Here is a 23,670-nt window from a genome sequence, read left to right as displayed (position 1 = left end):
GTGGCGTCCGTGGTCGAGTTGACGGGTTTGGTCGCTCGTCGCGTCTGGGAGCGACAGGTTGTGGTCTTTCGGCCGGGCCGGCAGCGTTTTGTGCGAACTCGACGGGTGCACGTGCTGGGTGCGTTGCGCCAGGTGCGAGCTCGCGGATGGGGCCACGCGCAACCCGCGGGTGGCCGCGTGGTCGAGTTGACGGGTTTGGTCGCTCGTCGCGTCTGGGAGCGACAGGTTGTGGTGTTTCGACCGGGCCGGCAGCGTTTTGTGCGAACTCGACGGGTGCACGTGCTGGGTGCGTTGCGCCGGGTGCGAGCTCGCGGATAGGGCCACGCGCGACCCGCGGGTGGCGGCGTGGTCGAGTTGACGGGTTTGGTCGCTCGTCGTGCGGGGGAGCGACAGGTTGTGGTGTTTCGACCGGCCCAGCAGCGTTTTGTGCGAACTCGAGGGTTCGCCCACGCGTCAACAGCCGTCACGCCAGCCGCGTTGGCGCAGTCGCCTTTCCACCCGCGTCAGAAGCTCAGCAAGGTCTTTCGTGTCATCGCCCGTGAAATAGAGCATGCTCCATCCTTCGTCGACGGCATCGTTGCCCCGCTTAACGTCGCGTCGCCACTGTCCGACTTCCTCTCTGTGATGGTCGCCCTGGTACTCCAACCCGACCTTGTACTTTGGATACGCCAGGTCGATCTCGATGTTCCGGCGGCTGAGGACCAGGTGCACTCCGAAGTTCGGGATGGGATCCGGTAGCGGACTCGCCACCAATGCCACACGCAGAAGCGACTCGGGGCGTGAGCGTGACCTGGGGCAGAGCGCGGCAAGAGCCACCGGAAGTACGGCACGCCCGCGTTGCGACGTGTATTGATCGACGGCATCCTTCAGGCGTTCAACCGTCGTCTTCGGGTCCTCCCAACAGAGCAGGTAATCGCCGGCCGCGACGAGGTCGGCGAAACTCAGTTTCGCGGCGAGATCACACCACGTTCGTTCCACTGTCGTCACCGGGATGCCAGAAATAAGCGTGACCTGCTCTGGAGCAAGTCGCGACTGATGTCCGACGGTGCCTTGATACCGCAGCGCTCGGGAGGGGGCGGGCGACATGACGTGGAGCGACTTCCAATCGTGCTCGAAGTGGAGGGGAAGCGGGTTGCCATCGAGCGGCACCTCGTGAGTAGGCCGTCGTGGATTCCCGGTGCGGTTCTCGTACCGAAGAACGGTCGACCGAACGAAGGGTTGCGCAACTGACCCGGCGTCATGCCGTTGCGGCGGGCGTCGGCCACGGAGAACGCCGCCGGGATCATCCGGGGTAGTGGTTTTCGAAAAGTCACCACCCCAGCATCGACACCGCTGCATGCGGGGTGCTGCGGGAGTCAAAAGGGTGGAAAGGTGCCGCTACGGCCACGCCCTGTGGAGGGACGTCGTCTGCGGTCGAATCGCCGAGGCAACTCAGGCTGCCGTGGGGCGTGCGAAGCCTGACCGGCGACGAGTTGACGAACTGTGCTGCATCTTTGGGCTGCGGACGACATTTTGCGGCGACTCGCCCCGGGCAACGACAGAGTGTGGCAACTCGAGTGCGTGGATGCCGGTCCGCACGGACGCGAGCGCAGCACGATGCGAACGGGAGGGCGACCCCGTCGGGCGGCATCCGTCGAATGGACGAACTGTGCTGCTCCGGGATCACGGGAAGTGCGTTTCGTGGCATCTCGTGTGCGTCAACGACCGAGTGTGGCAACTCGAGCATACGAACGGATGCCACGACGCGGCATCCACGGACGCGAAGCGCTACGCGGGCTCCCCGATGCGCTCGACGGCGTCGACGACGAGGTCCCAGAACCGGGCGCTGTCGATGCCGACAGCGACCTGGGTGGTGCAGTCGTCGGGGGCGGGCGAGCGGAAATCCGCCACCGTCATCCCCGCCGTCAGCGTTCCGACGAGTTCGACGCTGATCGGCGCGCGCCGCACGGTGAAGATGCTCGGGTCGATGACATACGCCACGGCGCACGGGTCGTGCACGGGAGGCGCGTCGAACCCCTGCGCCGAACGGTAGGTCGACCCGAAGAAGTCGAGCAACTCGACGACGAATTCCGCGGGCGCGGTTCCGATCGCTGCGAACCGCGAGACGACATCCGGGGTGGCGAGCGCCTGGTGGGTCACGTCGAGGGGGATCTGCGTCAGCGGCCACGCCTCGTCGAACACGATCTGCGCCGCCTCCGGGTCGATGACGATGTTGAACTCCGCCGTCGCCGACCAGTTGCCGACGTGGGTTCCGCCACCCATGAGCACCACCTCACGCACCCGCTCCACGATCCGCGGCTCCAGCCGGGCAGCCAGGGCGATGTTGGTGAGCGCTCCGGTCGGCACGAGGGTGATCGTCCCCGGCTCGTTCGTCATGATCGTCTCGATGATCAGGTTCACGGCATGGCGCGGGTCGAGGGTCAGGCGCGGCTCCGGGAGCACCGGCCCGTCGAGCCCGGACTCGCCATGGATCGACGGCGCCGTCTCAAGCGCACGAACGAGCGGTCGCGCCGATCCCGCTGCGAACGGGATGCCGCTGATCCCGGCCACACGAGCGACCGACAGCGCGTTGCGGGTCACCTTCTCCAGCGTCTGGTTGCCCATCACCGTCGTCACCGCGACGAGGTCGATGTCGGGGTTCCCGTGCGCCAGCAGCAGGGCGATTGCGTCGTCGTGACCGGGATCACAGTCGAGGAGAATCCGTCGGGGCATTGCCCGATTCTACGAGCACGGACCGCGAAAGCGGGGGAGGAAACCCGCCCCGGCCCGGGTGCCGGGACCGGTGCGGCGAACCGGTGCGGGCGGTAGTCTGGGCGGGTGACCTCCGAGAACCAGTTCCTGCTGCCCAACGGCGTCGACATCGCCGCCCTGCCGAAGATTTCGCTCCACGATCACCTCGACGGCGGCCTGCGCCCGCAGACCATTCTCGAACTGGCGGATGCCGTCGGCGTCGACGTTCCCGAGACGGACGCGGACGCTCTCGCGCAGTGGTTCCTGGCCCAGTGCGACGCCGGCAACCTCGTCGACTACCTCAAGACCTTCGACCTCACGACCGCCGTCATGCAGACCGAGGAGGGGCTGGAGCGGATCGCCCGCGAGTTCGTCCAGGACCTCTCCGCCGACGGCGTGATCTACGGCGAAGTGCGGTGGGCTCCCGAGCAGCACCTCACCCGCGGCCTCAGCCTCGACGAGGTCGTCGAAGCCGTGCAGTCCGGCCTCGACCAGGGCATCGACGACGTCGAACGCGCCGGCCGGAGCATCCAGGTGGGTCAGCTGATCACCGCCATGCGGCACGCCGACCGGGCGCTGGAGATCGCCGAGCTCGCCGTTCGGCACCGCGGCAACGGCGTCGTCGGATTCGACATCGCCGGCGCAGAAGCGGGATTCCCGGCGAGCCGCCACCGCGTCGCCTTCGACTTCCTCGCTCAGGAACACGTCCCCGTCACCGTCCACGCCGGCGAGGCCGACGGCCTCGACTCGATCAAGAGCGCCCTCTTCGACGGCCGCGCGCTCCGCCTCGGCCACGGCGTGCGGATCGCCGAAGACATCACGGTCGAACGCAGCGACGACGAGGGCACCTACGTGTCGCTCGGCCCGGTCGCCCAGTGGATCAAGGACCGCGAGATCGCGCTCGAGCTGAGCCCGTCATCGAACCTGCAGACCGGCGCCATCGCCGCCTGGGGCACCGACCTCGTCGACCACCCGTTCGACCTGCTCTACCAGCTGGGGTTCAAAACGACGGTGAACGTCGACAACCGCACCATGAGCGGCACCTCGCTGACCCGCGAACTGAGCCTGCTGGCGGATGCCTTCGCGTACGACCTCGACGACCTCGAGGTGTTCCAGCAGAATGCGGCCAGCGCGGCCTTCCTCCCGCTGGAAGACCGGGAGGAACTCGCCGAGGCGATCTCGGCAGGCTTTGAAGATGCCGAAAGATACCGCGCCTGAGCGCAGCAAAGCCGTGGGGCGGCCGGTCGAGCCGGTACTCTGAACTTCTGCCCCCACCCCTGAAGTGAGTCCCACGATGAGCCTGCCCCCTCTCCCGAATGCCGCCATCGATCTCGGCGCCACGGCCGGGAACTGGCGTGACGCCGTGCGGCTCGCGGGCGCAGCCCTCGTGCGGAGCGGGGCCACGGAGGAGTCGTACACGGAGCGGATGGTCGAGGTCATCGACGAGTTCGGCGCCTACGTCGTCATCGCACCGGGTCTGGCCCTGGCGCACGCCCGGCCCGGAGCGGATGTCACCCGTGAAGGACTCTCGGTCGTCACCCTGGCCGAACCGGTCTCCTTCGGGCATCCGCACAACGACCCGGTCAGCGTCATCCTCGGCCTCGCCGTCGCCACGCCCGACAGCCACGTGACCTCCGTCGCCGAACTCGCCAACGTGTTCAACGACGCGTCAGCGATCCCCGCGATCGCGTCAGCCACAACTCCCGACGAAGTCCGCCGGGTGCTATCTGCGCAGGACTGAACTGCAGCCTGGAGGGACAAATGAAGATCGTCGCGATCTGCGGTGCGGGTGTCGGAACATCCGGCATCCTCAAGGTGAACGCCGAACGGGTGCTCAAATCGTTGGACATCGAGGCCGAGGTGACCGCGTCAGACGTGGCGGGCGTCGCCGTCGCCGCAGCTGACGCCCAGGTCATCCTCACATCGCCCGAACTCGTCGACAAGATCGGCAAGACCTTCGCCGACATCGTCGTGATCGAGAACTACTTCGACCTGCAGGAGCTCACCGAGAAGATCGAGAAAGCCCTGGGCTGAGCTCTACGCGGTCGCCGCCGCTGCGATCGCCGCCAGGTCCGCCTTCACCGCGGCGAGAACCTCGGATGCCTCGTCGCGGCGGTCGTTCGGACGCTGGACGTCGAGGTAGAACTTGATCTTCGGTTCGGTGCCGCTGGGGCGCGCCATGACGCGGGAGCCGTCCGCCAGCCGGAACCGGAGCGCATCCGTCGGCGGGAGGCCGTCGAACCCGTCGCGGAGGTCGTCGATCTGCGACACGGCGACACCGCCGAGCCGGCCGGGCGGGTCGGCACGGAGGTAGGCCATGATGTCGGCGATGTCGGAGAGGTTCGTCACGCGCAGCGACAGCTGGTCGCTGGCGAAGTATCCGAATTTCTCGGCGAACGCCTCGAGTGCCCGCTCAACAGTGATGTTCTGCGCCTTGAAGAAGGCGGTCATGGCGAGGAAGTCCAGGGCAGCCGAGATCCCGTCCTTGTCACGCACCGTTCCCGGGTTGACGAGGTAGCCGAGCGCCTCTTCGTAGCCGAAGATCAGGCCGGGCACGCGGGAGACCCACTTGAACCCGGTGAGCGTTTCGACGAAGTCGAGCGAGTATTCGCGGGCGACGGCGGCGAGAGCGGGGGAGGACACGATCGAGCAGGCGAGTACGCCGCCCGGGTTCTCCTGTTCCGCGTTGAGCACCGCCGCGCGCCAGCCGAGAAGCGCACCGACCTCGTTGCCGCTGAGCTGCCGGTAGCCCTCCGGACGGTCCGCGTCGGGAACGGCGATCGAGAGCCGGTCGGCGTCGGGGTCGTTGGCGACGATCAGTTCGGCGCCGTACTCACGGGCGAGTGCGTAGGCGAGGTCGAGGGCGCCGGGCTCCTCGGGGTTGGGGAACGCGACGGTGGGGAACGCCGGGTCCGGCTCCTGCTGTTCGGCGACCGAGTGCGGCGTCGTGAGCCCGGCCTTGTGCGCGACGCGGGAGAAGGTGTCCCAGCCGACTCCGTGCAGGGCCGTGTAGACGACGTTGAGCTCGACCTGATGGACCGGGATGCCGGCGACGGTCGCGTCGATGTAGGCGTCGACGACCGCTTCCGATGCGGTCTCGTAGCCGCTCCTCGGCAGTTCGAGCACGCTGGTGGATGCGGCGACCCGGAGGATGTGCGTCTCGATCTCGGCATCCGTCGGCGACACGATCTGCGAGCCCTCGTCGTCGCCGCCGAGGTACACCTTGTAGCCGTTGTCGGCGGGCGGGTTGTGGCTGGCGGTGACCATGACGCCGGCCGAGGCATCGAGGTGGCGCACGGCGAAGGCGAGCACCGGTGTCGGCAGCAGCCGCGGAAGGAGGATCGCACGGATGCCGGCACCCGCCAGAATCTCGGCGGTGTCGGTCGCGAAGACCTGCGACTTGCGCCTGCCGTCGTAGCCGATGACGACGCTCGGGGTCGTGCCCGGGCTGTGCTCGAGCAGGTAGGCGGCGATGCCGGCGGCGGCCTGGCCGACGAGGACGCGGTTCATCCGGGCGGAACCCGCCTCGATGCGCCCACGGAGCCCAGCGGTGCCGAACTCGAGCCGCGAGTCGAACCGGCTGTGCAGATCGTCGAGGGCCGGTTCGCTTCCGCCCTCCGCGTCGCGGATCAGGGTTTCCAGTTCGGCGCGGGTTTCGGCATCCGGGTCCTGGGCGAGCCACGCGTGCGCGACGGTGAGGATGTGGCCGGTGCTGGCTTCGGTCATCACAGGGCACCGACGATCCGGGCGAGCAGCGCGCTGATGACCGGTTCGGCATCGCGCCCGGCGTCGAGGACCTCGAGGTGGCTGAGCGGTGTCGACTGGATGCCTGCGGCGAGGTTCGTGATGAGGGACAAGCCGAGGACCTCCATGCCGGCCTGGCGGGCGGCGATCGCTTCGAGCGCCGTCGACATGCCGACGATGTGGCCGCCGATCGCCTTCGCCATCTGCACCTCGGCCGGGGTCTCGTAGTGCGGGCCGCGGAACTGGCAGTAGACGCCCTCGTCGAGATCCGGCTCGATGCTGTGCGCGATCGCCCGCAGCCGCGACGAGTACAGGTCGGTGAGGTCGATGAAGGTCGCGCCCTCGAGCGGCGAATCGCCGGTGAGGTTGATGTGGTCGCTGATCAGCACGGGGGTGCCCGGGGACCAGGACTCGCGGATGCCGCCGGCACCGTTGGTGAGGATCATGGTCTCGGCCCCCGCCGCTGCGGCGGTGCGCACACTGTGCACCACCCGGCGGACGCCATGACCCTCGTAGTAATGGGTGCGCGCGCCGATGACGAGGGCCCGTTTGCCGTTCGGCAGCAGCACCGACCGCAGCGTGCCGACATGCCCTTCGAGGGCCGGCCGGGAGAATCCCTCGATCTCGTGCGCGGGGATCGTCGCGGTGGTCTCGCCGATGAGCTCAGCCGCCTTGCCCCATCCCGAACCGAGCGTCAGCGCGATCTCGTGCCGTTCGACCCCGGTCCTCTCCGCGATCTGGGCCGCTGCGCGCAGCGCGATGGCGAACGGATCGGCGGTGGGATCGTCGAGCGGGTTGGGGGGTGCGTCAGACATTCCGACATTCTATTCAGCAGGCCGGGCGTCCTGCCGCACCTTGACAGGATGCCGCGATCCGCCACACGCCTGGGCACGCCGGCGCCGGTCGCGCCCGGATCCGCACGAAGACGCGGTTCTCGTCCATCCCCTCCGTTTTGGTGACGGTGTTATGGGCTGCGACAATGGAGCAATGACCTACGAGTTCGAGCGCAAACACCGGATCGCTGTACTCGGAGGGGGCCCCGGCGGCTATGAGGCCGCCCTGGCAGGCGCGCAGCTCGGCGCCGACGTCACGCTGGTCGAACGCACCGGCGTCGGCGGCGCGGCCGTCATCACCGATGTTGTGCCGTCGAAGAGCCTCATCTCCACCGCTGAAGCGACGAACGCCGTGCGCGGCGCGAGCGAACTCGGTGTGCAGTTCTTCGCCCGCACCGAGACCGGCAAGCCGATCAAGCCGGAGGTCACCGTCAACCTCGCCGCCGTCAACAAGCGGCTGCTCGGGCTGGCCAGGCACCAGTCCGAAGACATGCGGGCCAACCTCGAAGACGCCGGTGTCCGCATCGTCAATGGCGACGGCCGGCTCGACGGCCGGGACGCCGTCATCGTCTCGACCGAGGCCGGCGGCCGCGGCACCGACTTCGACCGGATCGAAGCCGACACGATCATCGTCTCCGTCGGCGGCAGCCCCCGCAAGCTGCCCGCCGCGATGCCCGACGGCGAACGGATCCTTGACTGGACCCAGCTGTACAGCCTCGCCGCTGTGCCCGAACACCTCATCGTCGTCGGCTCGGGCGTGACCGGCGCTGAGTTCGCCTCCGCCTACCGGGCCCTCGGGTCCGAGGTCACCCTCATCTCCAGCCGCGACCAGGTGCTGCCGGGCGAGGACGCCGACGCCGCCGCCGTGATCGAGAAGGTCTTCAAACGCAGCGGGATGACCGTGCTGTCGAAGTCCCGGGCGTCGAGCGTGACGCGGACCGAGAACGGCGTGATCGCGACGCTGTCGGACGGCCGGACGGTCGAAGGCAGCCACTGCCTCATGGCGGTCGGCGCGATCCCGAACACCGCGGGCCTCGGTCTTGAAGAAGCCGGCGTGCAGATGACCGAATCGGGTCACATCCGGGTGAACCGCGTGGCGCGCACCTCGATCCCGAACATCTACGCGGCCGGTGACTGCACGACCTTCATGCCGCTGGCATCCGTCGCCTCGATGCAGGGCCGATCGGCGATCTTCCACGCCATGGGCGACGCCGTGAACCCCACCGAACTGCGCAACGTGGCCGCGAACATCTTCACACAGCCCGAGATCGCGACCGTCGGCTGGACCCAGAAGCAGATCGAGGACGGCATCGCCCAGGGCGAGATCTACAAGCTGCCGCTCAAATCGAACCCGCGCGCGAAGATGCTCGGCATCAAGGACGGTTTCGTGAAGCTGTTCGCCCGCACCGGGTCAGGCACCGTCATCGGCGGCGTCATCGTCGCCCCCAAGGCGAGCGAACTGATCTTCCCGCTGGCCATCGCCGTCGAGCACCGGCTCAACGTCGACGAGATCGCGCGGGCGTTCGCGGTCTACCCGTCGCTCACCGGCAGCATCACGGATGCCGCGAAGGCGATGCACATCGTCAACTGACCGTCGCGGGGCGGGCTCGGTCGGATGGATTGTGTGCCGCGCCGGTGTGGAGTTCCGTGGGGCGGCGTGTCGCCGAATCCATCCGTTTGGCGGGCTCCGCAGCGGCTGGGCGGGTGTTCCGGGATGCTCGGACGGATGGATTGCGTGCCGCGCCGGTGTGGAGTTCCGTGGGGCGGCGTGTCGCCGAATCCGTCCGTTTGGCGGGCTCCGCAGCGGCTGGGCGGGTGTTCCGGGATGCTCGGTCGGATGGATTGCGTGCCGCGCCGGTGTGGAGTTCCGTGGGGCGGCGTGTCGCCGAATCCATCCGTTTGGCGGGCTCCGCAGCGGCTGGGCGGGTGTTCCGGGATGCTCGGACGGATGGATTGTGCACCACGCCGGTGTGGAGTTCCGTGGGGCGGCGCGCCGCCGAATGTGTCCGCCTGGCGCTGTTCAGGCGCTCGTGATGGTGAGCAGCTGGTGCCCGCTCGACACCGTCGCGCCGACCACGACGTTGATGTCGCCGATCGTGCCGTCCTTGTGCGCGGTGATCGGCTGCTCCATCTTCATGGCCTCGAGCACGACGACGAGGTCACCCTTGACGACGTGCTGGCCGTCCTCGACGGCGAGCTTCACGATCGTGGCCTGCATCGGGGATGCGACCGAGTTCCCGGTGGCGGAGCTCACCGTGCCGGTCCCGCCGCGCCGTCGAGGCGCAGGGGCGAGGGAGCGACGGGCGTCGCCGGTGCCTGGCGCGATGTTCGTCGGCAGGCTCACCTGGATGCGCTTGCCTTCGACCTCGACGACGACGCTGTGGCGCGTCGACGTTGTACGGGAGCCGTCGAACTCGCCGTCCCAGGGCTCGATGTCGTTGACGAACTCCGTTTCGATCCAGCGGGTGTAAACGCCGAAGGTGCCGTTCTCGGCGGTGAACGCCGGGTCGCGCACGATCTTGCGGTGGAACGGGATGACGGTCGGCAGGCCCGAGACCTCGAACTCGTCGAGGGCGCGACGTGAGCGTTCGAGCGCCTGTTCGCGGTCCTTGCCGGTGACGATGATCTTGCCGAGCAGGGAGTCGAAGGCGCCGGAGATCTCGTCGCCCGCGGTGACGCCGGAGTCCAGGCGGATGCCGGGGCCCCCGAAGGTCTTGAACACGTGGATCGGGCCGGGCTGCGGCAGGAAGCCGCGACCGGGGTCTTCACCGTTGATGCGGAACTCGATCGAGTGGCCTTGCGGGATGGGGTCCTCGTAGTCGAGGATGCCGCCCTCGGCGAGCCGGAACTGCTCCCGCACGAGGTCGATGCCGGTGATCTCCTCGGAGACCGGATGCTCGACCTGCAGGCGGGTGTTGACCTCGAGGAACGAGACCGTGCCGTCCTTGCCGATGAGGAACTCGCAGGTTCCCGCCCCGACGTAGCCGACCTCCTTGAGGATGGACTTGGACGCGCTGTAGAGGAGCTCGTTCTGCTCCTCAGTGAGGAACGGCGCCGGTGCCTCTTCGACGAGCTTCTGGTGGCGGCGCTGCAGCGAGCAGTCACGGGTGGAGACGACGACGACGTTGCCGTCGACATCCGCCAGGCACTGGGTCTCGACGTGGCGCGGCTGGTCGAGGTACTTCTCGACGAAGCACTCGCCGCGGCCGAATGCCGCGATCGCCTCGCGGGTGGCCGAGTCGAACGCCTCGGCGACCTCGTCGCGCTCGCGGGCGATTTTGAGCCCGCGGCCGCCGCCGCCGAAAGCCGCCTTGATCGCGACCGGCAGTCCGTGCTCGTCGACGAACGCGAGCACTTCGTCGGCGCCGGAGACCGGGTTGAGCGTGCCGGGGGCGAGAGGGGCGCCGACCTTCTGGGCCACGTGGCGGGCGGAGACCTTGTCGCCGAGCTTCTCGATGGCCTCGGGCGACGGGCCGATCCAGATCAGCCCGGCACCGATAACGGCACGGGCGAAGTCAGCGTTCTCGGCGAGGAAGCCGTAGCCGGGGTGGATCGCATCCGCGCCGGAGCGGCGGGCGATCGACAGGATCTTGTCGATGACGAGGTAGGTGTCGGCGCTCGTCGAGCCGTCGAGGGCGAACGACTCGTCGGCCAGTCGTGCGTGCATGGCGTCGCGGTCCTGGTCCGCGTACACCGCGACCGACCCGATCCCGCTGTCGCGCGCTGCACGGATCACTCGGACGGCGATTTCGCCCCGATTGGCAATGAGGACCTTGGATATACGCGACACAGTTCCTTAGCCTATTGCCCCCAGCCCCCGGCTTTTTGGTCAGTGCCCACAGAAATCGTCGGAAAAGCACTGCGGATGCCTACAAAGCGCCGCGGCGGTTCCACAGTGACGGCCAGTCGAAGCCCAGTTGCCGGACCAGCGAGCGGAGGGTCGGGAGCGACAGCCCCACGACGGTGGACGGGTCGCCGGCGATCCGTTCGATGAACGGCGCGCCGAGGCTGTCGATCGTGAACGCGCCGGCCACCTGGAGCGGTTCGCCGGTGGCGATGTACGCGTCGATCTCCGCGTCGGTGATGTCGCTCGCGAAGGTGACGTCGGCGGATGCCACGGCGCCGACCGCACCGCCGGCACTGCCGTCCCGGCGGTGGTCGATCAGCCAGTGGCCGGAGTACAGGCGTCCGGTCCGGCCGCGTTGCTCGTGCCACCGCTCGCGTGCCGCCTCGGGCGTGTGCGGTTTACCGTAGATGGTCCCGTCGACGACGAAGACGGAGTCGCCGCCGAGGATCAGTCCGTCCTCCCCGTCGAGGTCGCGCCAGACTGATTCGGCCTTCGCCCGCGCGAGCAGCGCGACGATCTCCTCAGCGCTGAGCGGCGACCTGGACGCGGTCTCGGCGGCGGCCACGACGGCATCCTCGTCGACGTGAGACGGCATCAGGACCGGTTCGATTCCGCTCTGCCGCAGCAGCATGAGTCGGGCGGGAGAGGTGCTGGCGAGGTAGAGCTGCATACGGGTCCTTCGGCTGCTGCGCGAGCGAGCCTTCCTCATTCGTGGGACGATTTCAGTGTGAACGCACAATCGAACAACCCAGCAGATGTCGAGCTCGAGATAACCAACGTAGCCCACGGCGGTGTCTTCGTCTCACGGCTCGAGGGGCGCGTGGTCTTCGTCGCCGACACGGTGCCGGGGGAGCGGGTTCGCGCTCGGATCACGGAGTCGTCGAAGAAGAGTTTCTGGCGCGCCGAGACCGTCGAGGTGCTGGATGCCTCCCCGCACCGCCAGTCGCATGTCTGGGCGTCTTCCTCCATCGACGTTCCCCCCGCCGATCGTGCGGGCGGGGCCGAGTTCGGCCACATCGAGCTGTCGCACCAGCGCGAGCTCAAGCGCCAGGTGCTCGCCGACTCCCTGCAGCGGTTTGCGGGGGTCGACAGTGACGTCCAGGTCGAGGCCGTCCCAGGCGACGACGAGCGGGACGGGCTGGCCTGGCGAACCCGGGTGAGCCTGCACGTCGACGAGGACGGTTTCGTGGGCCCGTACGCCGCCCGCAGCCACCGGGTGATCCGGGTCGGCGACCTTCCGCTCGCGACCGACGAAGTGGCATCCGCTGCCCCCCTCGAGCAGCAGTTCCGCGGTGCGGAGTCCGTCGACATCGTCGCGCCGAGCAGCACCCGGAGCGCGCGGATCGTCGTCCGTGAACCGGTGAAGAAGGGCGTGAGCCCGGCCAACCGTCGTGAGCAGACCATCATCGAGCGCGTCGGCGACCGTGACTTCTTCCTCGACGAAGGCGGGTTCTGGCAGGTGCACCGGTCGGCGGCTGAACTGCTGACCGGACTCGTGCAGTCCACCATCGACGAGGCCCTGTTCGACCCGCGCGCCGCGAACCTCGACCTCTACGGCGGAGTCGGCCTCCTCGCCGCTGCCGTCGGCGACAAGTTCGGGAGCACCACCCGGATCACGAGCGTGGAGTCCTCTGCCCGAGCCACCGACCATGCCGCCGAGAACCTCTCGGACTGGGTCGGCGCGCAGAGCATCACCGCACGGGTCGACGCCTACCTCCGCGGGCTCGTCGCACAGTCGAGCGCCGCGGAACGCGCACGACTCGCCGCCGGGACCGTCGTTCTCGACCCGCCGCGCTCCGGGGCAGGCAAGGAGGTCGTCGCCAGCCTCGCCGAACTGCGGCCCGCGCAACTGGTCTATGTGGCCTGCGACCCGGTGGCCCTCTCCCGCGACATCGGGCTGTTCGCCGCGGAGGGATACTCCCTGACCGCGCTGCGCGCATTCGACCTGTTCCCGCACACCCACCACATCGAGTCGATCGCGCTCCTCACCCGATGAGGGCGTCACTTCCACCGAAAGCGCCCGCGGGCAGCCTACGATGGGCACTGTGGTGCGAATAGCGGTTATCGATGATCATGAGTCAGTCCGGATGGGCCTGACGGCCGTCTGCGAGTCCGCGGGGCACACCGTCGTGCACAGTGTGTCCAGCGTCCGGGAGTTCGTCACCGAGGCCGCCGGGGTCCCCTGCGACGTCGTGGTGCTCGACCTGAACCTCGGCGACGGCAGCAACATCACCGACAACGTGCGCGCCGTCCACGGCTCCGGCTCCGCCGTGCTCATCCACTCCATCGCCGACCGGGTGGCGTCGGTCCGGGAGGCGCTCGCCGCCGGTGCGGCAGGCGTCATCCCCAAGTCGGCGCCGACGGATGCCGTCGTGGCCGCGATCGAGACCGTCGCGAGCGGCGAGGCGCTCAACAACCTCGAATGGGCGAGCGCGATCGACGCGGACGGCGACTTCAGTCGTGCGCAGCTCGGGCGCCGGGAGCGGGATGTGCTGCACCTGTACGCCTCCGGCCTGCCGATGAAGGATGTCGCGGTGCAGCTCGGCATCGCTCCGTCGACGGTCAAGGAGTACCTCGACCGGATCCGCGGCAAGTACGTGGAGATCGGCCGGCCGGCACCGACGAAGGTCGACCTGCTCCGTCGTGCGGTCGAAGACGGCATCCTGCCCGAACTCAACCCAGGCTCCGGTGATGACCACTGACCAGCAGCGGTCGGGGGCGATCTTCTCGCCCATCCCGCGCGGTCATGTTCTCGACAATCTCGACCGGGTCGCCAGGGACGCCGCCGACACGCAACCACGGTTCAGCGTCGCGCGGATCGAAGGCCTGATCGCCCGATCGATCAGCCTGATGGCGCTTGTCTTCGGCGCGCAGACCCTCAGCATCGCCCTGGGCGGAGCAGTCGTCGCCGGTCCGATGCGCCTGGTCTACCTGGTCACCCTGCTCGGCCTGCTTCTCATCGTCATCGTCTCCGGCATCGACGCGCGGGTGCAGCGGGTCGCCAACATCGTCTTCGCGGCCTGCTACCTGGTGGCCGTGGCCCACTGGCCTGTGGCGACCGGCGGCGTGGGCGCCGCTGACACGACGGAGCCGTGGATCTGGTACCTCTGTGCGATCGCCTGCGGCTGCATCTCTCAGGCGGTCCGGCCGTGGCTCGCCACCGTCTACATCGTGCTGACACCGGCGGTCTACGGGTTCGCGCGGGTCATCGACGAAAACGGCACCGTCGTGCAACTCGACATCGCCGTTCAGAATGCGCTCTACGGCTCGATGATCGGCCTGGTCATCATGGTGCTCATCATCACCTTCCGCCGCGCGGCGCGCGCGGTCGACGACGCCCGCTCCGCCGCCTTCACCCGGTACGACGAAGCTGTCAGGCAGCACGCGCTCGAGGCGGAACGGATCGAAGTCGACGCCCTCGTCCACGACACCGTGCTCGCCTCACTCCAGGCCGCCGATCGGGCGTCGACTCCCGACCAGGCGCGGGCCACCGTCGCGATGGCCAGCGACGCGATCAGCCGCCTGGCCGCGCTCGACGCGCCGATCGCCGATTCCGGACAGACCATCACCATCGGCTGGCTCGTCGACCTGCTGCGGCAGCATGCCGTCCACCTGGAGACGCCGTTCGAGATCACCGTTCGCGGGCCGCTCGCCCACACGATCCCGTTCCGGGTGGCCGAGAGCCTGTACCTCGCGTCGGCGCAGGCGATGACCAACAGCATCCAGCACGCCGGCGAGACCGGCGCCCGCAGCGTCGCCGTCGAGGTGGGAGACGACCGGATCGTGCACGTCTGCGTCCGCGACGACGGCGCTGGTTTCGACCCCGCCACCGTGCACACCGAGCGGCTCGGCCTGCGCGTGTCGATCATCGAACGGGTCGTGGCGGTCGGCGGCACCGTCGATCTTCGTTCCCGGCCGGGAGCCGGAACGGTGATCAGCATCCGCTGGTCCGGTGACGACGCGCCGAAAGACGCGATCGCGGCAGCGGAGGTGACCGGGGCATGATCTCGCTCAACCGTTACACGATGATCGCCCTCGCTGCGGCGTTCTCGTTCTACCACGTCGTCCGCGGCATGCTCACGCTCCCCCAGGCCGATTCGCCGTGGCCCAGCATCGTGGCGATGGTGCTCTACCTGACCGCCACCGTTCTGGCCCTGTGGCCGTCAAGCCCGACCGCGATGCCGCCATGGCTTGCCGCCTTCTCGCTCGCCACCGCCGTCTCCGTTCCGTTACTCGTCACCAGCCAGCTCGACCCGACGGCGAACAACGGGTACGCGACCTGGCACGTGTCGGCCATCGGCACCCTGATGACCATCACCGTGGTTCGGAGGCAGGAACTGTGGGGGTGGATCGGCGTCGGTTTCCTGACCGTCCAGTCGATCGTCTGGTGCGGTCTCGGAACGTCGATGGAGATCGGGATCACCGGCAGCCTGATGTGGGTCGTCGTCGCCGGCGTGCTCACCCGTTCCCTCGCCAAGGTCGGCAACGACGCCCAGACCCTGACCATCGCGGAACAGGAGGCCGCCAAGTGGCAGGCCGCCCAGGACGCCCACGAGCAGGAGCGGCGCGCCCGCCTCGAACAGACCGGCAAGCGTGCCCTCCCCATCCTCCGCGACATCATCCTCGCCGCCGGCGAGCTGAGCGAGGCGCAGCGGATGGAATCCCGTGTGCTCGAAGCCGGGCTGCGTGACGAGATCCGCGGCAGGCGACTCCTCAACGACAGGGTCAGGGCCAGCGTCCTCGCCGCCCGCCGAAGAGGGTCGACCGTCAGCATGCTCGATGAGGGAACCCTCGACCATCTGCAGGAGGGCGAACTCGATGCCGTTCTCGGCGCCGTCGCCGACGCGATCGACGGATGCGACGCGGACCGGCTGATCGTGCGGACCGCTCCCGCTGACTCGGATGTCGCCGTCACCCTGGTCGGGCTCAGCGCCTCGACCGACCCGGCCGAACCGGGCGACTCGGTCCGGCTCTGGCTCGAGATCCCGCGCGCGGTGACCGCCGACGCGGCATCCGCTGCGAAAACGGCACATTAACCGAAGAAGGGCCGACTCTTGCGAGCCGGCCCTTCTGAAGCCCCGGGTCAGGGCACTAACCCGAATAGTGCTCTGACCCGCCCCCAAACGCCGCTGCTACCCTAATTGAGCGAATCGTTCGGTGGTGTAACCCTTTTGTGAGAGACACCTTGCGCTCTTATTCTGAAGGGGAAGTCAAGACGCCGCTAGTCGGCTCTTTGGGGGACCGTCACGCAGAGAAGTTCCGCCACTGGCCTGGGCCGGCCTGAAGGGGCGTGCGCAGGATGCGCTGGCTCCGCTGCCAGGCGGACGGACCGAGCGACGGGACGGCATCCGCTCCCGCGGCTTCCTCGATCACGGCGGCGGTGAGCACAGCGGTGACCGCGGCGATCTCATCTGCCGTCGGTGAGCCGGAAATCACGCGGACGTTGACACCGCGCTCCGATTCCTCCGTCGTGAACGGTCCGGGGCGCGCAGGCCCGCCCTGTCGGGGTTCCTGCTCGGTCACAGTGGGATGTTCCCGTGCTTCTTGGGCGGCAGGCTCGCCCGCTTGCCCTTGAGCGACCGGAGCGCCTTGATGATCGCGACCCGGGTCGCTGCCGGCTCGATGACACCGTCGAGTTCGCCGCGTTCGGCAGCCAGGAACGGGCTGGCCACGTTGTAGGTGTACTCGTTGGCGAGTTTGGTCCGCACCGCCGCGACGTCCTCGCCGGCGGCCTCTGCCCGCTTGATCTCGCCGCGGTAGAGGATGTTCACCGCACCCTGGCCGCCCATCACGGCGATCTCAGCCGTCGGCCAGGCCAGGTTGATGTCGGCACCGAGCTGCTTGGAGCCCATGACGATGTACGCGCCGCCGTAGGCCTTGCGGAGGATCACCGTGACAAGCGGCACCGTCGCTTCGGCGTAGGCGTAGAGCAGCTTCGCGCCGCGGCGGATGACGCCGGTCCATTCCTGGTCGGTGCCGGGCAGGTACCCGGGCACGTCGACGAGGGTGAGGATCGGGATGCTGAACGCGTCGCAGAAGCGCACGAACCGTGACGCTTTCTCCCCCGCCTCGATGTTGAGGGTGCCGGCCATGGCGTTCGGCTGGTTGGCGATGATGCCGACCGTGCGGCCCTCGACCCGGGCGAAACCGATGACGATGTTCGGGGCGAACAGCGGCTGGACCTCAAGGAAGTCGCCGTGGTCGACGACGTGCTGGATCACGGTCGTGACGTCGTACGGCTGGTTCGGGGAGTCGGGGATGATCGTGTTCAGCTTGCGGTCGGCATCCGTCGTCTCCAGCTCCACGTCGCTCTCGTACACCGGGAGCTCGGCGAGGTTGTTGTCGGGGAGGAAGCCGATGAGCGTGCGCGCGTAGTCAAGCGCGTCGGATTCGTCGCTGGCCAGGTAATGGGCGACGCCGGAGCGGGTGTTGTGGGTGAGTGCGCCGCCGAGCTCCTCCATGCCGACGTCCTCGCCGGTGACGGTCTTGATGACATCCGGCCCGGTGACGAACATCTGGCTGGTCTTGTCGACCATGATGACGAAGTCGGTGAGGGCGGGGGAGTACACCGCGCCGCCGGCGGCAGGACCCATGATGATGGAGATCTGGGGGATGACACCGGATGCCGCTGTGTTGCGTCGGAAGATCTCGCCGTACTTGCCGAGGGCGACGACGCCCTCCTGGATCCGCGCGCCGCCGGAGTCGAGCATCCCGATGATCGGTACGCCGGTCTTGAGGGCGTGGTCCATGATCTTGATGATCTTCTCGCCGGCGACCTCGCCGAGCGAGCCGCCGAAGATGGTGAAGTCCTGCGAGTAGACGGCCACCTGGCGGCCGTGGATGGTGCCGGTTCCGGTGACGACGGCGTCGCCGTACGGGCGGGACTTCTCCATGCCGAAGGCGTGGGTGCGGTGGCGCACGAACTCGTCGTACTCGACGAAGCTGCCCGGGTCGAGGAGTTCGGCGATCCGCTCGCGGGCGGTCATCTTGCCCCTGGCGTGCTGCTTCGCGATCGCAGCCTCACCCGAGGCCGTGACCGCCTCGTGGTACCGCTGCTTCAGGTCGGCGAGTTTGCCGGCCGTCGTATAGAGGTCGGGAGCGTCGGATGCGTCGGGCGTTACTGCGTTCTCGGTCACTTATTCACTCTAGTGTGCAGGGATAGGGCCATACCGTTGGCGGATGCCTACAACGCGGCCTTCCCGGTCTTGGAGAATAGCGGCGCGTATCGTGGTGCCATGACATCCGCTTTCCCCCGTTCAGAGGCCCTCGCCGCCCGGCTCGTCGTACTCGACGAGACGCCATCGACCAACGACATGCTCGTGTCGGCCGCCGCGGATGCCGCATGGCCGGATCTCTCGGTCGTCGTCACCGACACCCAGACCGCGGGGCGCGGCCGTCTCGGCCGGGTCTGGGTCAGCCCGCCGGGCACCGCTCTCGCCGTGTCGGTCCTCGTGCGCGCCGACGCCTCGCTCCGGATCGACGCCCTCGGCTGGCTGCCGCTCGCCGCCGGGCTCGCCATGACCCGCGCCGTGCGGAACGAGCTGCCCGGCCGGGACGACGTCGTGCTCAAATGGCCGAACGACGTGCTCGTCGGCGGGCTGAAGATCTGCGGGGTCCTCTCCGAACTCGTCGTGGGAGCGGTGCCGAGCGTCGTCGTCGGCGCCGGAGTGAACCTCACCATGACCCAGGAGCAGCTGCCGGTTCCCACGGCGACCTCGCTCGTGGTGGCCGGGGCGGAGCATCCGGATGCCGATCGCCTTCTCTCCACCTACCTCGGCGAGTTCCGCGGCCTGCTCGACGCGTTCCGGGCCGCAGGAGGAGACGCCGGTGCCAGCGGCCTGCAGGCGGCGGTGACGGATGCCTGCGGCACCGTGGGTTCCCGGGTGCGGGTGGAGCTGCCCGGCGGGAACATCCTCGCAGGAATCGCCCGGGGCATCGACGTGTCAGGGCGGATCCTCGTGCAGGCGGACGGCTCGCCGGACCTCACGCCGGTCTCCGCGGGTGACGTCACCCACCTGCGCGCCCGCTGACCCCTCAGCCGCAGGCGCCCCTCCGGGGCCGTGGTTCGGCCGCGCCGTTGCTCGGACAGGAACGGTGGGAGTTTTTCGATTTCTTCAGCCGTTTTTGTCGGAGCAGGTGTGAACGACCGTTTGCGACCGAGCGCGGCCGCGAACAGCCGTTTGTTGCGGAGCACGCAGAGGGGGCGGATGCCGTCAAACGGCCGGTCCGGCGGCGGTGCGGTCGGGCGTGCTTCCCCGCCGGTGATAAGAATGAAGCATGGTCGAGAATCCAAGTGTCGCAGCGAGCCTGCATTCCGACCCTTCACGACCCGTCGTTCCCACGGAACGTGTCGTCGCCCGCCTGCGCCCCAATGCGCGGGCGCTGTTCTGGCCCGCCCTCGTGCTCATCGCCCTGCCCGGCGCGACGGTCTTCGCGCTGAGCCTGTTCCCGGAAATCTGGCAGCACGTTGCGATCGTGATCGTCGCCGTGCTGCTGTTCGTCCTGCTCGTGCTCTTCCCCTACATCGCCTGGCTCAACCACCGGTGCACCATCACGACCCGGCGGGTGATCGCCCGCCGCGGGTTCTTCGTCCGTGAGCGCAGGGAGATCTTCCACAGCCGTGGCTACCACGTCACGCTCAAGCAGAGCTGGCTGCAGAGCGCCTTCCGCTCCGGCGACCTCCACATCAGTTCAGGCGTTGAGAAGCCGCTCGTGCTCCGAGACGTTCCAGGCGCAGCCCAGGTGCTCGAAGCCTTGCAGGACCTGATCGAGCGCAACCAGGTCGTGCCGACGTATCAGGCCGGGTCCCCGGGAGCGACGACCGCCTTCTGACCGGCGGGAACGGCGTCCGATGCGAGAACGGATGCTCCCCGGCTGGGTGAGAACACCCAGTAACGGTACAGAGAGAACCGGAACACGGCGCCGAGGCCGAGTCCGACGACGTTCGCCGAAATATTGTCGGCGAGGACCGAGGTGAACCCCATTCCGTAGTGGGACACCCAGAGGCATCCCAGTCCGATGCCCATTCCGGCGAGTGAGACGGCGAAGAACTCCGCGCCCTCACGGAGGGTGTTCGACCGGCGGTCGGACGCGAAGGTCCAGTAGCGGTTGCCCAGCCAGTTGGTCACGATCGCGAGCAGGGTCGACACCACCTTCGCGATCAGCGGGCCGGTGTGGATGTTCTCGGGCGCCAGCAGGGTGAGCCGGAGCGCGTTGAACACGGTGAGGTCGACGAGGAGCCCGGCCGCCCCGACCAGCCCGAACTGGAAAATCTGCAGCAGAAGACGACGCACCCGGCCGGGTGGCACGGTACTGGTCATGTCCTGCTCCGATTCGTCGGGGAGGGCCGGTTGGATGCCCGACGCGCCATGCGCGAAGATAGGGCGTACGCAGTTTATGCGACTCCCCGGGAAGAACCGCTGGGAGTTTCCGCTGTGCAGGAGAAAAATCTACCGCTGGGAGGCGACGGCCGTGGTTCGTGTTGGTGTTATTGGCGGCGGGCAGCTCGCACGGATGATGATCCCGGCAGCGGTGAACCTGGGCATCGACCTGCGTGTCCTCGCCGAGGCCGACGGGATGGCTGCTCGGCTCGCCGCCACCGCGGTCGGCGACTACCACGACGTCGACACCGTCCTCGCTTTCGCGTCAGACGTGGACGTGATCACCTTCGACCACGAACACGTGCCGCAGGACGTGCTGCGGGCGCTCGTCGACGCGGGCGTGAAGGTGCACCCGGGGCCGGAGGCCCTGCTCTACGCCCAGGACAAACTGCTCATGCGGCAGAAGCTCAGCGACCTCGGACTCCCGGTCCCGGTGTGGGCGCGGATCGAAACCGAAGCCGACCTGCAGGCGTTCCTCGACGCCAACGGCGGCCACGCGGTCGTGAAGACGCCGCGCGGCGGATACGACGGCAAGGGGGTCCGGGTCGTCACGGCCGCGCACGAGGTGAGCGACTGGTTCACCGTTCTCGCCGAGCCCGGGGCAGGTGACGCCCTCCTGGTCGAGGAACTGGTCGACTTCCGCCGCGAACTCGCCCAGCTGGCCGCCCGCCGGCCGTCAGGCGAACTGGTGCTCTGGCCCGTCGTCGAGTCGATCCAGCGCGACGGCGTGTGCGCGGAGGTAATCGCTCCAGCGCCCGGATCGGCCGGGCCGATCGCGACCGTGGCAGGGCAGATCGCCACCGAGGTGGCCACCGGGCTCGGTGTCACCGGCGTGTTCGCCGTCGAACTCTTCGAAACCAGCGACGACCGGCTGCTGGTCAACGAGCTCGCCATGCGCCCGCACAATTCGGGTCACTGGACGCAGAACGGATCGACCACGAGCCAGTTCGAGCAGCACCTCCGGGCCGTCCTCGACCTGCCGCTCGGCGCGACGGGGTGCACCGAGCCGCACACCGTCATGATCAACATCCTCGGCGGGCCTGCCGAGGGCGCCCTCTCCGACCGGTACGGCAGGGCCCTCGCGTCGCATCCGACGGTGAAGGTCCACAACTACGGCAAGGAGCCACGGCCGGGCCGCAAGGTCGGCCACGTCAACGCCAGCGGCCGCGAACTTGACGTCGTCACCTATGAAGCGCGCGCCGCAGCGGCTTTTTTTCAGGACTGACATTTAGCATGGGGCTCATGCCATTTCACGATTCAGAGCGCCCGCGTGTCGGCGTTGTCATGGGCAGCGATTCCGACTGGTCGGTGATGGCTGCCGCCAGCGAGGTCCTCACCGAATTCGGAGTCGATCACGAGGTCGAGGTCGTGAGCGCCCACCGCACACCCGAGAAGATGATCGCGTACGGTCGGGATGCTTCCGGTCGCGGTCTCAAAGTGATCATCGCGGGTGCCGGCGGCGCCGCGCACCTGCCCGGCATGCTGGCATCCGTCACACCGCTGCCCGTGGTGGGTGTCCCCGTGCCGCTCGCGAAACTGGACGGGCTGGACTCGCTCCTCTCGATCGTGCAGATGCCGGCAGGCGTTCCCGTCGCCACCGTCTCGATCGGCGGCGCGAAGAACGCCGGGCTCCTGGCCATCCGGATCCTGGCCACCGCCGATGACGCTCTGGCGGAGAAGATCGCGTCCTACCAGGTCGACCTCGCCGAGCAGGTCGAGGTGAAGAACCGGGCGCTCAAGCTCCAGCTATGAGCACGTACACCGCGAGCCCGATCCGCAACCCGGACCTCCGGGCTCCCCAGCTCATGACCCGGCGGGCCTGGTGGCTCGTCGCCCTGAATTTCCTCATCCCCGGCTCGACCCAGGTGCTCGCCGGTAACCGCAAGCTCGGGCGGATCGGACTGGCCGCGACCCTCACCATGTGGTTCCTGGCCGCTTTCGTGATCGTGGCCTACCTGCTCTGGCGGACGGCCACCCTCTCGGTCCTCACCAATTCGATCGCCCTGACGGTCGCCCAGATCCTCCTGGCGGCATACGCGGTGCTGTGGTTCGTGCTGACCGTCGACACGCTGCGCCTTGTGCGCCTCGTGCGCGCCGCGCCGGGGTCGCGCTTCTGGATCGCGGCGTCGACCGTGGTGCTGCTCGTCGCGTCGGTCGGCTCCGCGACCGCCGGCGCGTACTACGCCGGCGTCACGAGCGGCACCCTGAACTCGATCTTCGGCGCAGGGGCCGCATCGGTGCCTCCCGTCGACGGCCGCTACAACATTCTGCTCCTCGGCGGCGACGCGGGACCTGACCGTGAAGGTCTCCGCCCTGACAGCATTTCGGTGGTGTCGATCGACGCCGAGACCGGCCGGGTGACGATGATCGGGCTGCCGCGCGACATGCGCAAGGTGCCGTTCGCGGCCGGCTCCCCGATGGCTGAACTGTACCCGGACGGCTACCGCCGCTGCGATGTCAGCGTGTGCAAGCTCAACTCGGTGTACACGGAAGCGGAGCTGCGTCACGGAGACCTGTACCCGAATGCCGCGTCGACCGGTTCGACGCCGGGAATCGAAGCGACGAAGGAAGCCGCAGAGGGCGTCACCGGGCTCGACATCCAGTATTACGCGCTCATCGACATGCAGGGGTTCGCGACGCTCATCGACTCGCTCGGCGGCGTTCAGATCACCGTGAAGGAGCGACTTCCGATCGGCGGTGACGAGAACCTCAAGGGCGTGGTCGAGTGGATCGAACCGGGCACCCAGACGCTCGACGGCTACCACGCCGAATGGTACGCCCGGTCGCGCCACTCGACGGACGACTTCGACCGGATGGAGCGCCAGCGCGAGCTGCAGGCGGCGATCCTGCGGCAGTTCACGCCGGCGAACGTGCTCACCAAGTTCCAGGCGATCGCGCAGGCCGGAACCCAGGTCGTCAAGACCGACGTTCCCCAGGACATGCTCGGGTACTTCACGAACCTCGCCATGAAGTCGAAGGAGCAGCCGATCAGTTCGGTCGAACTGACCCCGGCGAACAACGTCGACCAGGACGATCCCGACTTCAGGCAGATCCGCGCGCTGATCCAGGCCGACCTGAACCCGCCGACGCCGACCGCGACGCCCGAGGGCTAGCAGGCGACGGCACCTCCCGCGGG

At 68.4% G+C, this 23,670-nt stretch carries 22 protein-coding genes; 13 read left to right on the top strand and 9 right to left on the bottom strand.

What is annotated here, in order from left to right; translation table 11 throughout:
* Positions 1-453: 453 nt before the first annotated feature.
* Positions 454-978, bottom strand: coding sequence for a putative endonuclease domain-containing protein (locus ABIE24_RS11735; RefSeq protein ID WP_354499842.1), 525 nt, complete (start codon positions 976-978; stop codon positions 454-456).
* 789 nt (positions 979-1,767) lie between these two features.
* The gene (gene uriH, locus ABIE24_RS11730) at positions 1,768-2,712 is read right to left on the bottom strand and encodes a uridine-preferring nucleoside hydrolase UriH (protein WP_354499840.1); all 945 of its coding nucleotides are present in this window, start codon (positions 2,710-2,712) and stop codon (positions 1,768-1,770) included.
* A 105-nt stretch (positions 2,713-2,817) separates the two neighbouring features.
* Between uriH and ABIE24_RS11725 the strand changes: the two genes are divergently transcribed.
* The 3 genes from ABIE24_RS11725 to ABIE24_RS11715 all read left to right on the top strand — a co-directional run bounded on the left by ABIE24_RS11725 (position 2,818) and on the right by ABIE24_RS11715 (position 4,764).
* Positions 2,818-3,948 (top strand): adenosine deaminase, encoded by a 1,131-nt coding sequence (locus ABIE24_RS11725; protein ID WP_354499838.1) that lies wholly within the window; start codon positions 2,818-2,820, stop codon positions 3,946-3,948.
* A 76-nt stretch (positions 3,949-4,024) separates the two neighbouring features.
* Positions 4,025-4,471 carry a PTS sugar transporter subunit IIA gene (locus ABIE24_RS11720; protein ID WP_354499836.1) on the top strand — a complete coding sequence of 149 codons (447 nt, stop codon included), beginning with the start codon at positions 4,025-4,027 and terminating at the stop codon, positions 4,469-4,471.
* Between the two features lie 20 nt (positions 4,472-4,491).
* Positions 4,492-4,764, top strand: a complete 273-nt coding sequence (locus ABIE24_RS11715; RefSeq protein WP_354499834.1) for a PTS sugar transporter subunit IIB — start codon at positions 4,492-4,494, stop codon at positions 4,762-4,764.
* Between the two features lie 3 nt (positions 4,765-4,767).
* On the opposite strand, the gene ABIE24_RS11710 is transcribed toward ABIE24_RS11715, so the two are convergent.
* Positions 4,768-6,456 (bottom strand): phospho-sugar mutase, encoded by a 1,689-nt coding sequence (locus tag ABIE24_RS11710; RefSeq protein ID WP_354499831.1) that lies wholly within the window; start codon positions 6,454-6,456, stop codon positions 4,768-4,770.
* Positions 6,456-7,289 carry a purine-nucleoside phosphorylase gene (locus tag ABIE24_RS11705; RefSeq protein ID WP_354499829.1) on the bottom strand — a complete coding sequence of 278 codons (834 nt, stop codon included), beginning with the start codon at positions 7,287-7,289 and terminating at the stop codon, positions 6,456-6,458. Before ABIE24_RS11705 ends, ABIE24_RS11710 begins: the two co-directional genes overlap by 1 nt.
* A gap of 172 nt (positions 7,290-7,461) precedes the next feature.
* Between ABIE24_RS11705 and ABIE24_RS11700 the strand changes: the two genes are divergently transcribed.
* Positions 7,462-8,898 (top strand): NAD(P)H-quinone dehydrogenase, encoded by a 1,437-nt coding sequence (locus ABIE24_RS11700; RefSeq protein ID WP_354499827.1) that lies wholly within the window; start codon positions 7,462-7,464, stop codon positions 8,896-8,898.
* Between the two features lie 429 nt (positions 8,899-9,327).
* On the opposite strand, the gene ABIE24_RS11695 is transcribed toward ABIE24_RS11700, so the two are convergent.
* Together ABIE24_RS11695 and ABIE24_RS11690 are read right to left on the bottom strand one after the other, a co-directional pair.
* The gene (locus ABIE24_RS11695; RefSeq protein WP_354499825.1) at positions 9,328-11,097 is read right to left on the bottom strand and encodes an acetyl/propionyl/methylcrotonyl-CoA carboxylase subunit alpha; all 1,770 of its coding nucleotides are present in this window, start codon (positions 11,095-11,097) and stop codon (positions 9,328-9,330) included.
* A gap of 79 nt (positions 11,098-11,176) precedes the next feature.
* On the bottom strand, positions 11,177-11,824 hold the full coding sequence (locus ABIE24_RS11690; RefSeq protein WP_354499823.1) for a Maf family protein: 648 nt from the start codon (positions 11,822-11,824) through the stop codon (positions 11,177-11,179).
* Positions 11,825-11,881: 57 nt separating this feature from the next.
* Between ABIE24_RS11690 and ABIE24_RS11685 the strand changes: the two genes are divergently transcribed.
* Genes ABIE24_RS11685 through ABIE24_RS11670 form a run of 4 tightly spaced genes read left to right on the top strand, consistent with a single transcriptional unit; the run spans position 11,882 to position 16,190 of the window.
* Positions 11,882-13,150 (top strand): class I SAM-dependent RNA methyltransferase, encoded by a 1,269-nt coding sequence (locus tag ABIE24_RS11685; RefSeq protein WP_354499821.1) that lies wholly within the window; start codon positions 11,882-11,884, stop codon positions 13,148-13,150.
* 49 nt (positions 13,151-13,199) lie between these two features.
* Positions 13,200-13,856: a response regulator gene (locus ABIE24_RS11680; protein ID WP_502916273.1), complete on the top strand. Its 657-nt coding sequence runs from the start codon at positions 13,200-13,202 to the stop codon at positions 13,854-13,856.
* Positions 13,846-15,159, top strand: a complete 1,314-nt coding sequence (locus ABIE24_RS11675; protein ID WP_354499817.1) for a sensor histidine kinase — start codon at positions 13,846-13,848, stop codon at positions 15,157-15,159. The genes ABIE24_RS11680 and ABIE24_RS11675 overlap by 11 nt, the downstream gene beginning before the upstream one ends.
* The gene (locus tag ABIE24_RS11670) at positions 15,156-16,190 is read left to right on the top strand and encodes a DUF8320 family protein (RefSeq protein WP_354499815.1); all 1,035 of its coding nucleotides are present in this window, start codon (positions 15,156-15,158) and stop codon (positions 16,188-16,190) included. The genes ABIE24_RS11675 and ABIE24_RS11670 overlap by 4 nt, the downstream gene beginning before the upstream one ends.
* A 208-nt stretch (positions 16,191-16,398) precedes the next feature.
* Here the strand turns inward: ABIE24_RS11670 and ABIE24_RS11665 are convergent, their stop codons facing one another.
* Entirely contained in the window at positions 16,399-16,677 is a 279-nt protein-coding gene (locus ABIE24_RS11665) for an acyl-CoA carboxylase epsilon subunit (RefSeq protein WP_354499813.1), read from the bottom strand.
* Positions 16,674-18,290: an acyl-CoA carboxylase subunit beta gene (locus tag ABIE24_RS11660; RefSeq protein ID WP_354499811.1), complete on the bottom strand. Its 1,617-nt coding sequence runs from the start codon at positions 18,288-18,290 to the stop codon at positions 16,674-16,676. The genes ABIE24_RS11665 and ABIE24_RS11660 overlap by 4 nt, the downstream gene beginning before the upstream one ends.
* A gap of 99 nt (positions 18,291-18,389) precedes the next feature.
* On the opposite strand from ABIE24_RS11660, the gene ABIE24_RS11655 reads away from it, so the two are divergent.
* Entirely contained in the window at positions 18,390-19,184 is a 795-nt protein-coding gene (locus ABIE24_RS11655) for a biotin--[acetyl-CoA-carboxylase] ligase (RefSeq protein ID WP_354499809.1), read from the top strand.
* A gap of 247 nt (positions 19,185-19,431) precedes the next feature.
* Entirely contained in the window at positions 19,432-19,986 is a 555-nt protein-coding gene (locus ABIE24_RS11650) for a PH domain-containing protein (protein ID WP_354499807.1), read from the top strand.
* Here the strand turns inward: ABIE24_RS11650 and ABIE24_RS11645 are convergent.
* Positions 19,950-20,474, bottom strand: coding sequence for a GtrA family protein (locus ABIE24_RS11645; protein WP_354499805.1), 525 nt, complete (start codon positions 20,472-20,474; stop codon positions 19,950-19,952). The genes ABIE24_RS11650 and ABIE24_RS11645 overlap by 37 nt on opposite strands.
* 151 nt (positions 20,475-20,625) lie before the next feature.
* On the opposite strand from ABIE24_RS11645, the gene ABIE24_RS11640 reads away from it, so the two are divergent.
* The 3 genes from ABIE24_RS11640 to ABIE24_RS11630 are packed head-to-tail and all read left to right on the top strand — an operon-like array spanning position 20,626 to position 23,647.
* Positions 20,626-21,759 (top strand): 5-(carboxyamino)imidazole ribonucleotide synthase, encoded by a 1,134-nt coding sequence (locus ABIE24_RS11640; protein ID WP_354499804.1) that lies wholly within the window; start codon positions 20,626-20,628, stop codon positions 21,757-21,759.
* Positions 21,760-21,776: 17 nt separating this feature from the next.
* Positions 21,777-22,286 carry a 5-(carboxyamino)imidazole ribonucleotide mutase gene (purE, locus tag ABIE24_RS11635; RefSeq protein ID WP_354499802.1) on the top strand — a complete coding sequence of 170 codons (510 nt, stop codon included), beginning with the start codon at positions 21,777-21,779 and terminating at the stop codon, positions 22,284-22,286.
* Entirely contained in the window at positions 22,283-23,647 is a 1,365-nt protein-coding gene (locus ABIE24_RS11630; protein ID WP_354499800.1) for an LCP family protein, read from the top strand. Before purE ends, ABIE24_RS11630 begins: the two co-directional genes overlap by 4 nt.
* Positions 23,648-23,670: the final 23 nt, after the last annotated feature.

Origin of the sequence: Mycetocola sp. 2940, assembly GCF_040548835.1 — a bacterium.
Taxonomy (GTDB): Bacteria; Actinomycetota; Actinomycetes; order Actinomycetales; family Microbacteriaceae; genus Mycetocola_A.
This window is presented reverse-complemented; position numbering and strand designations above follow the sequence as displayed.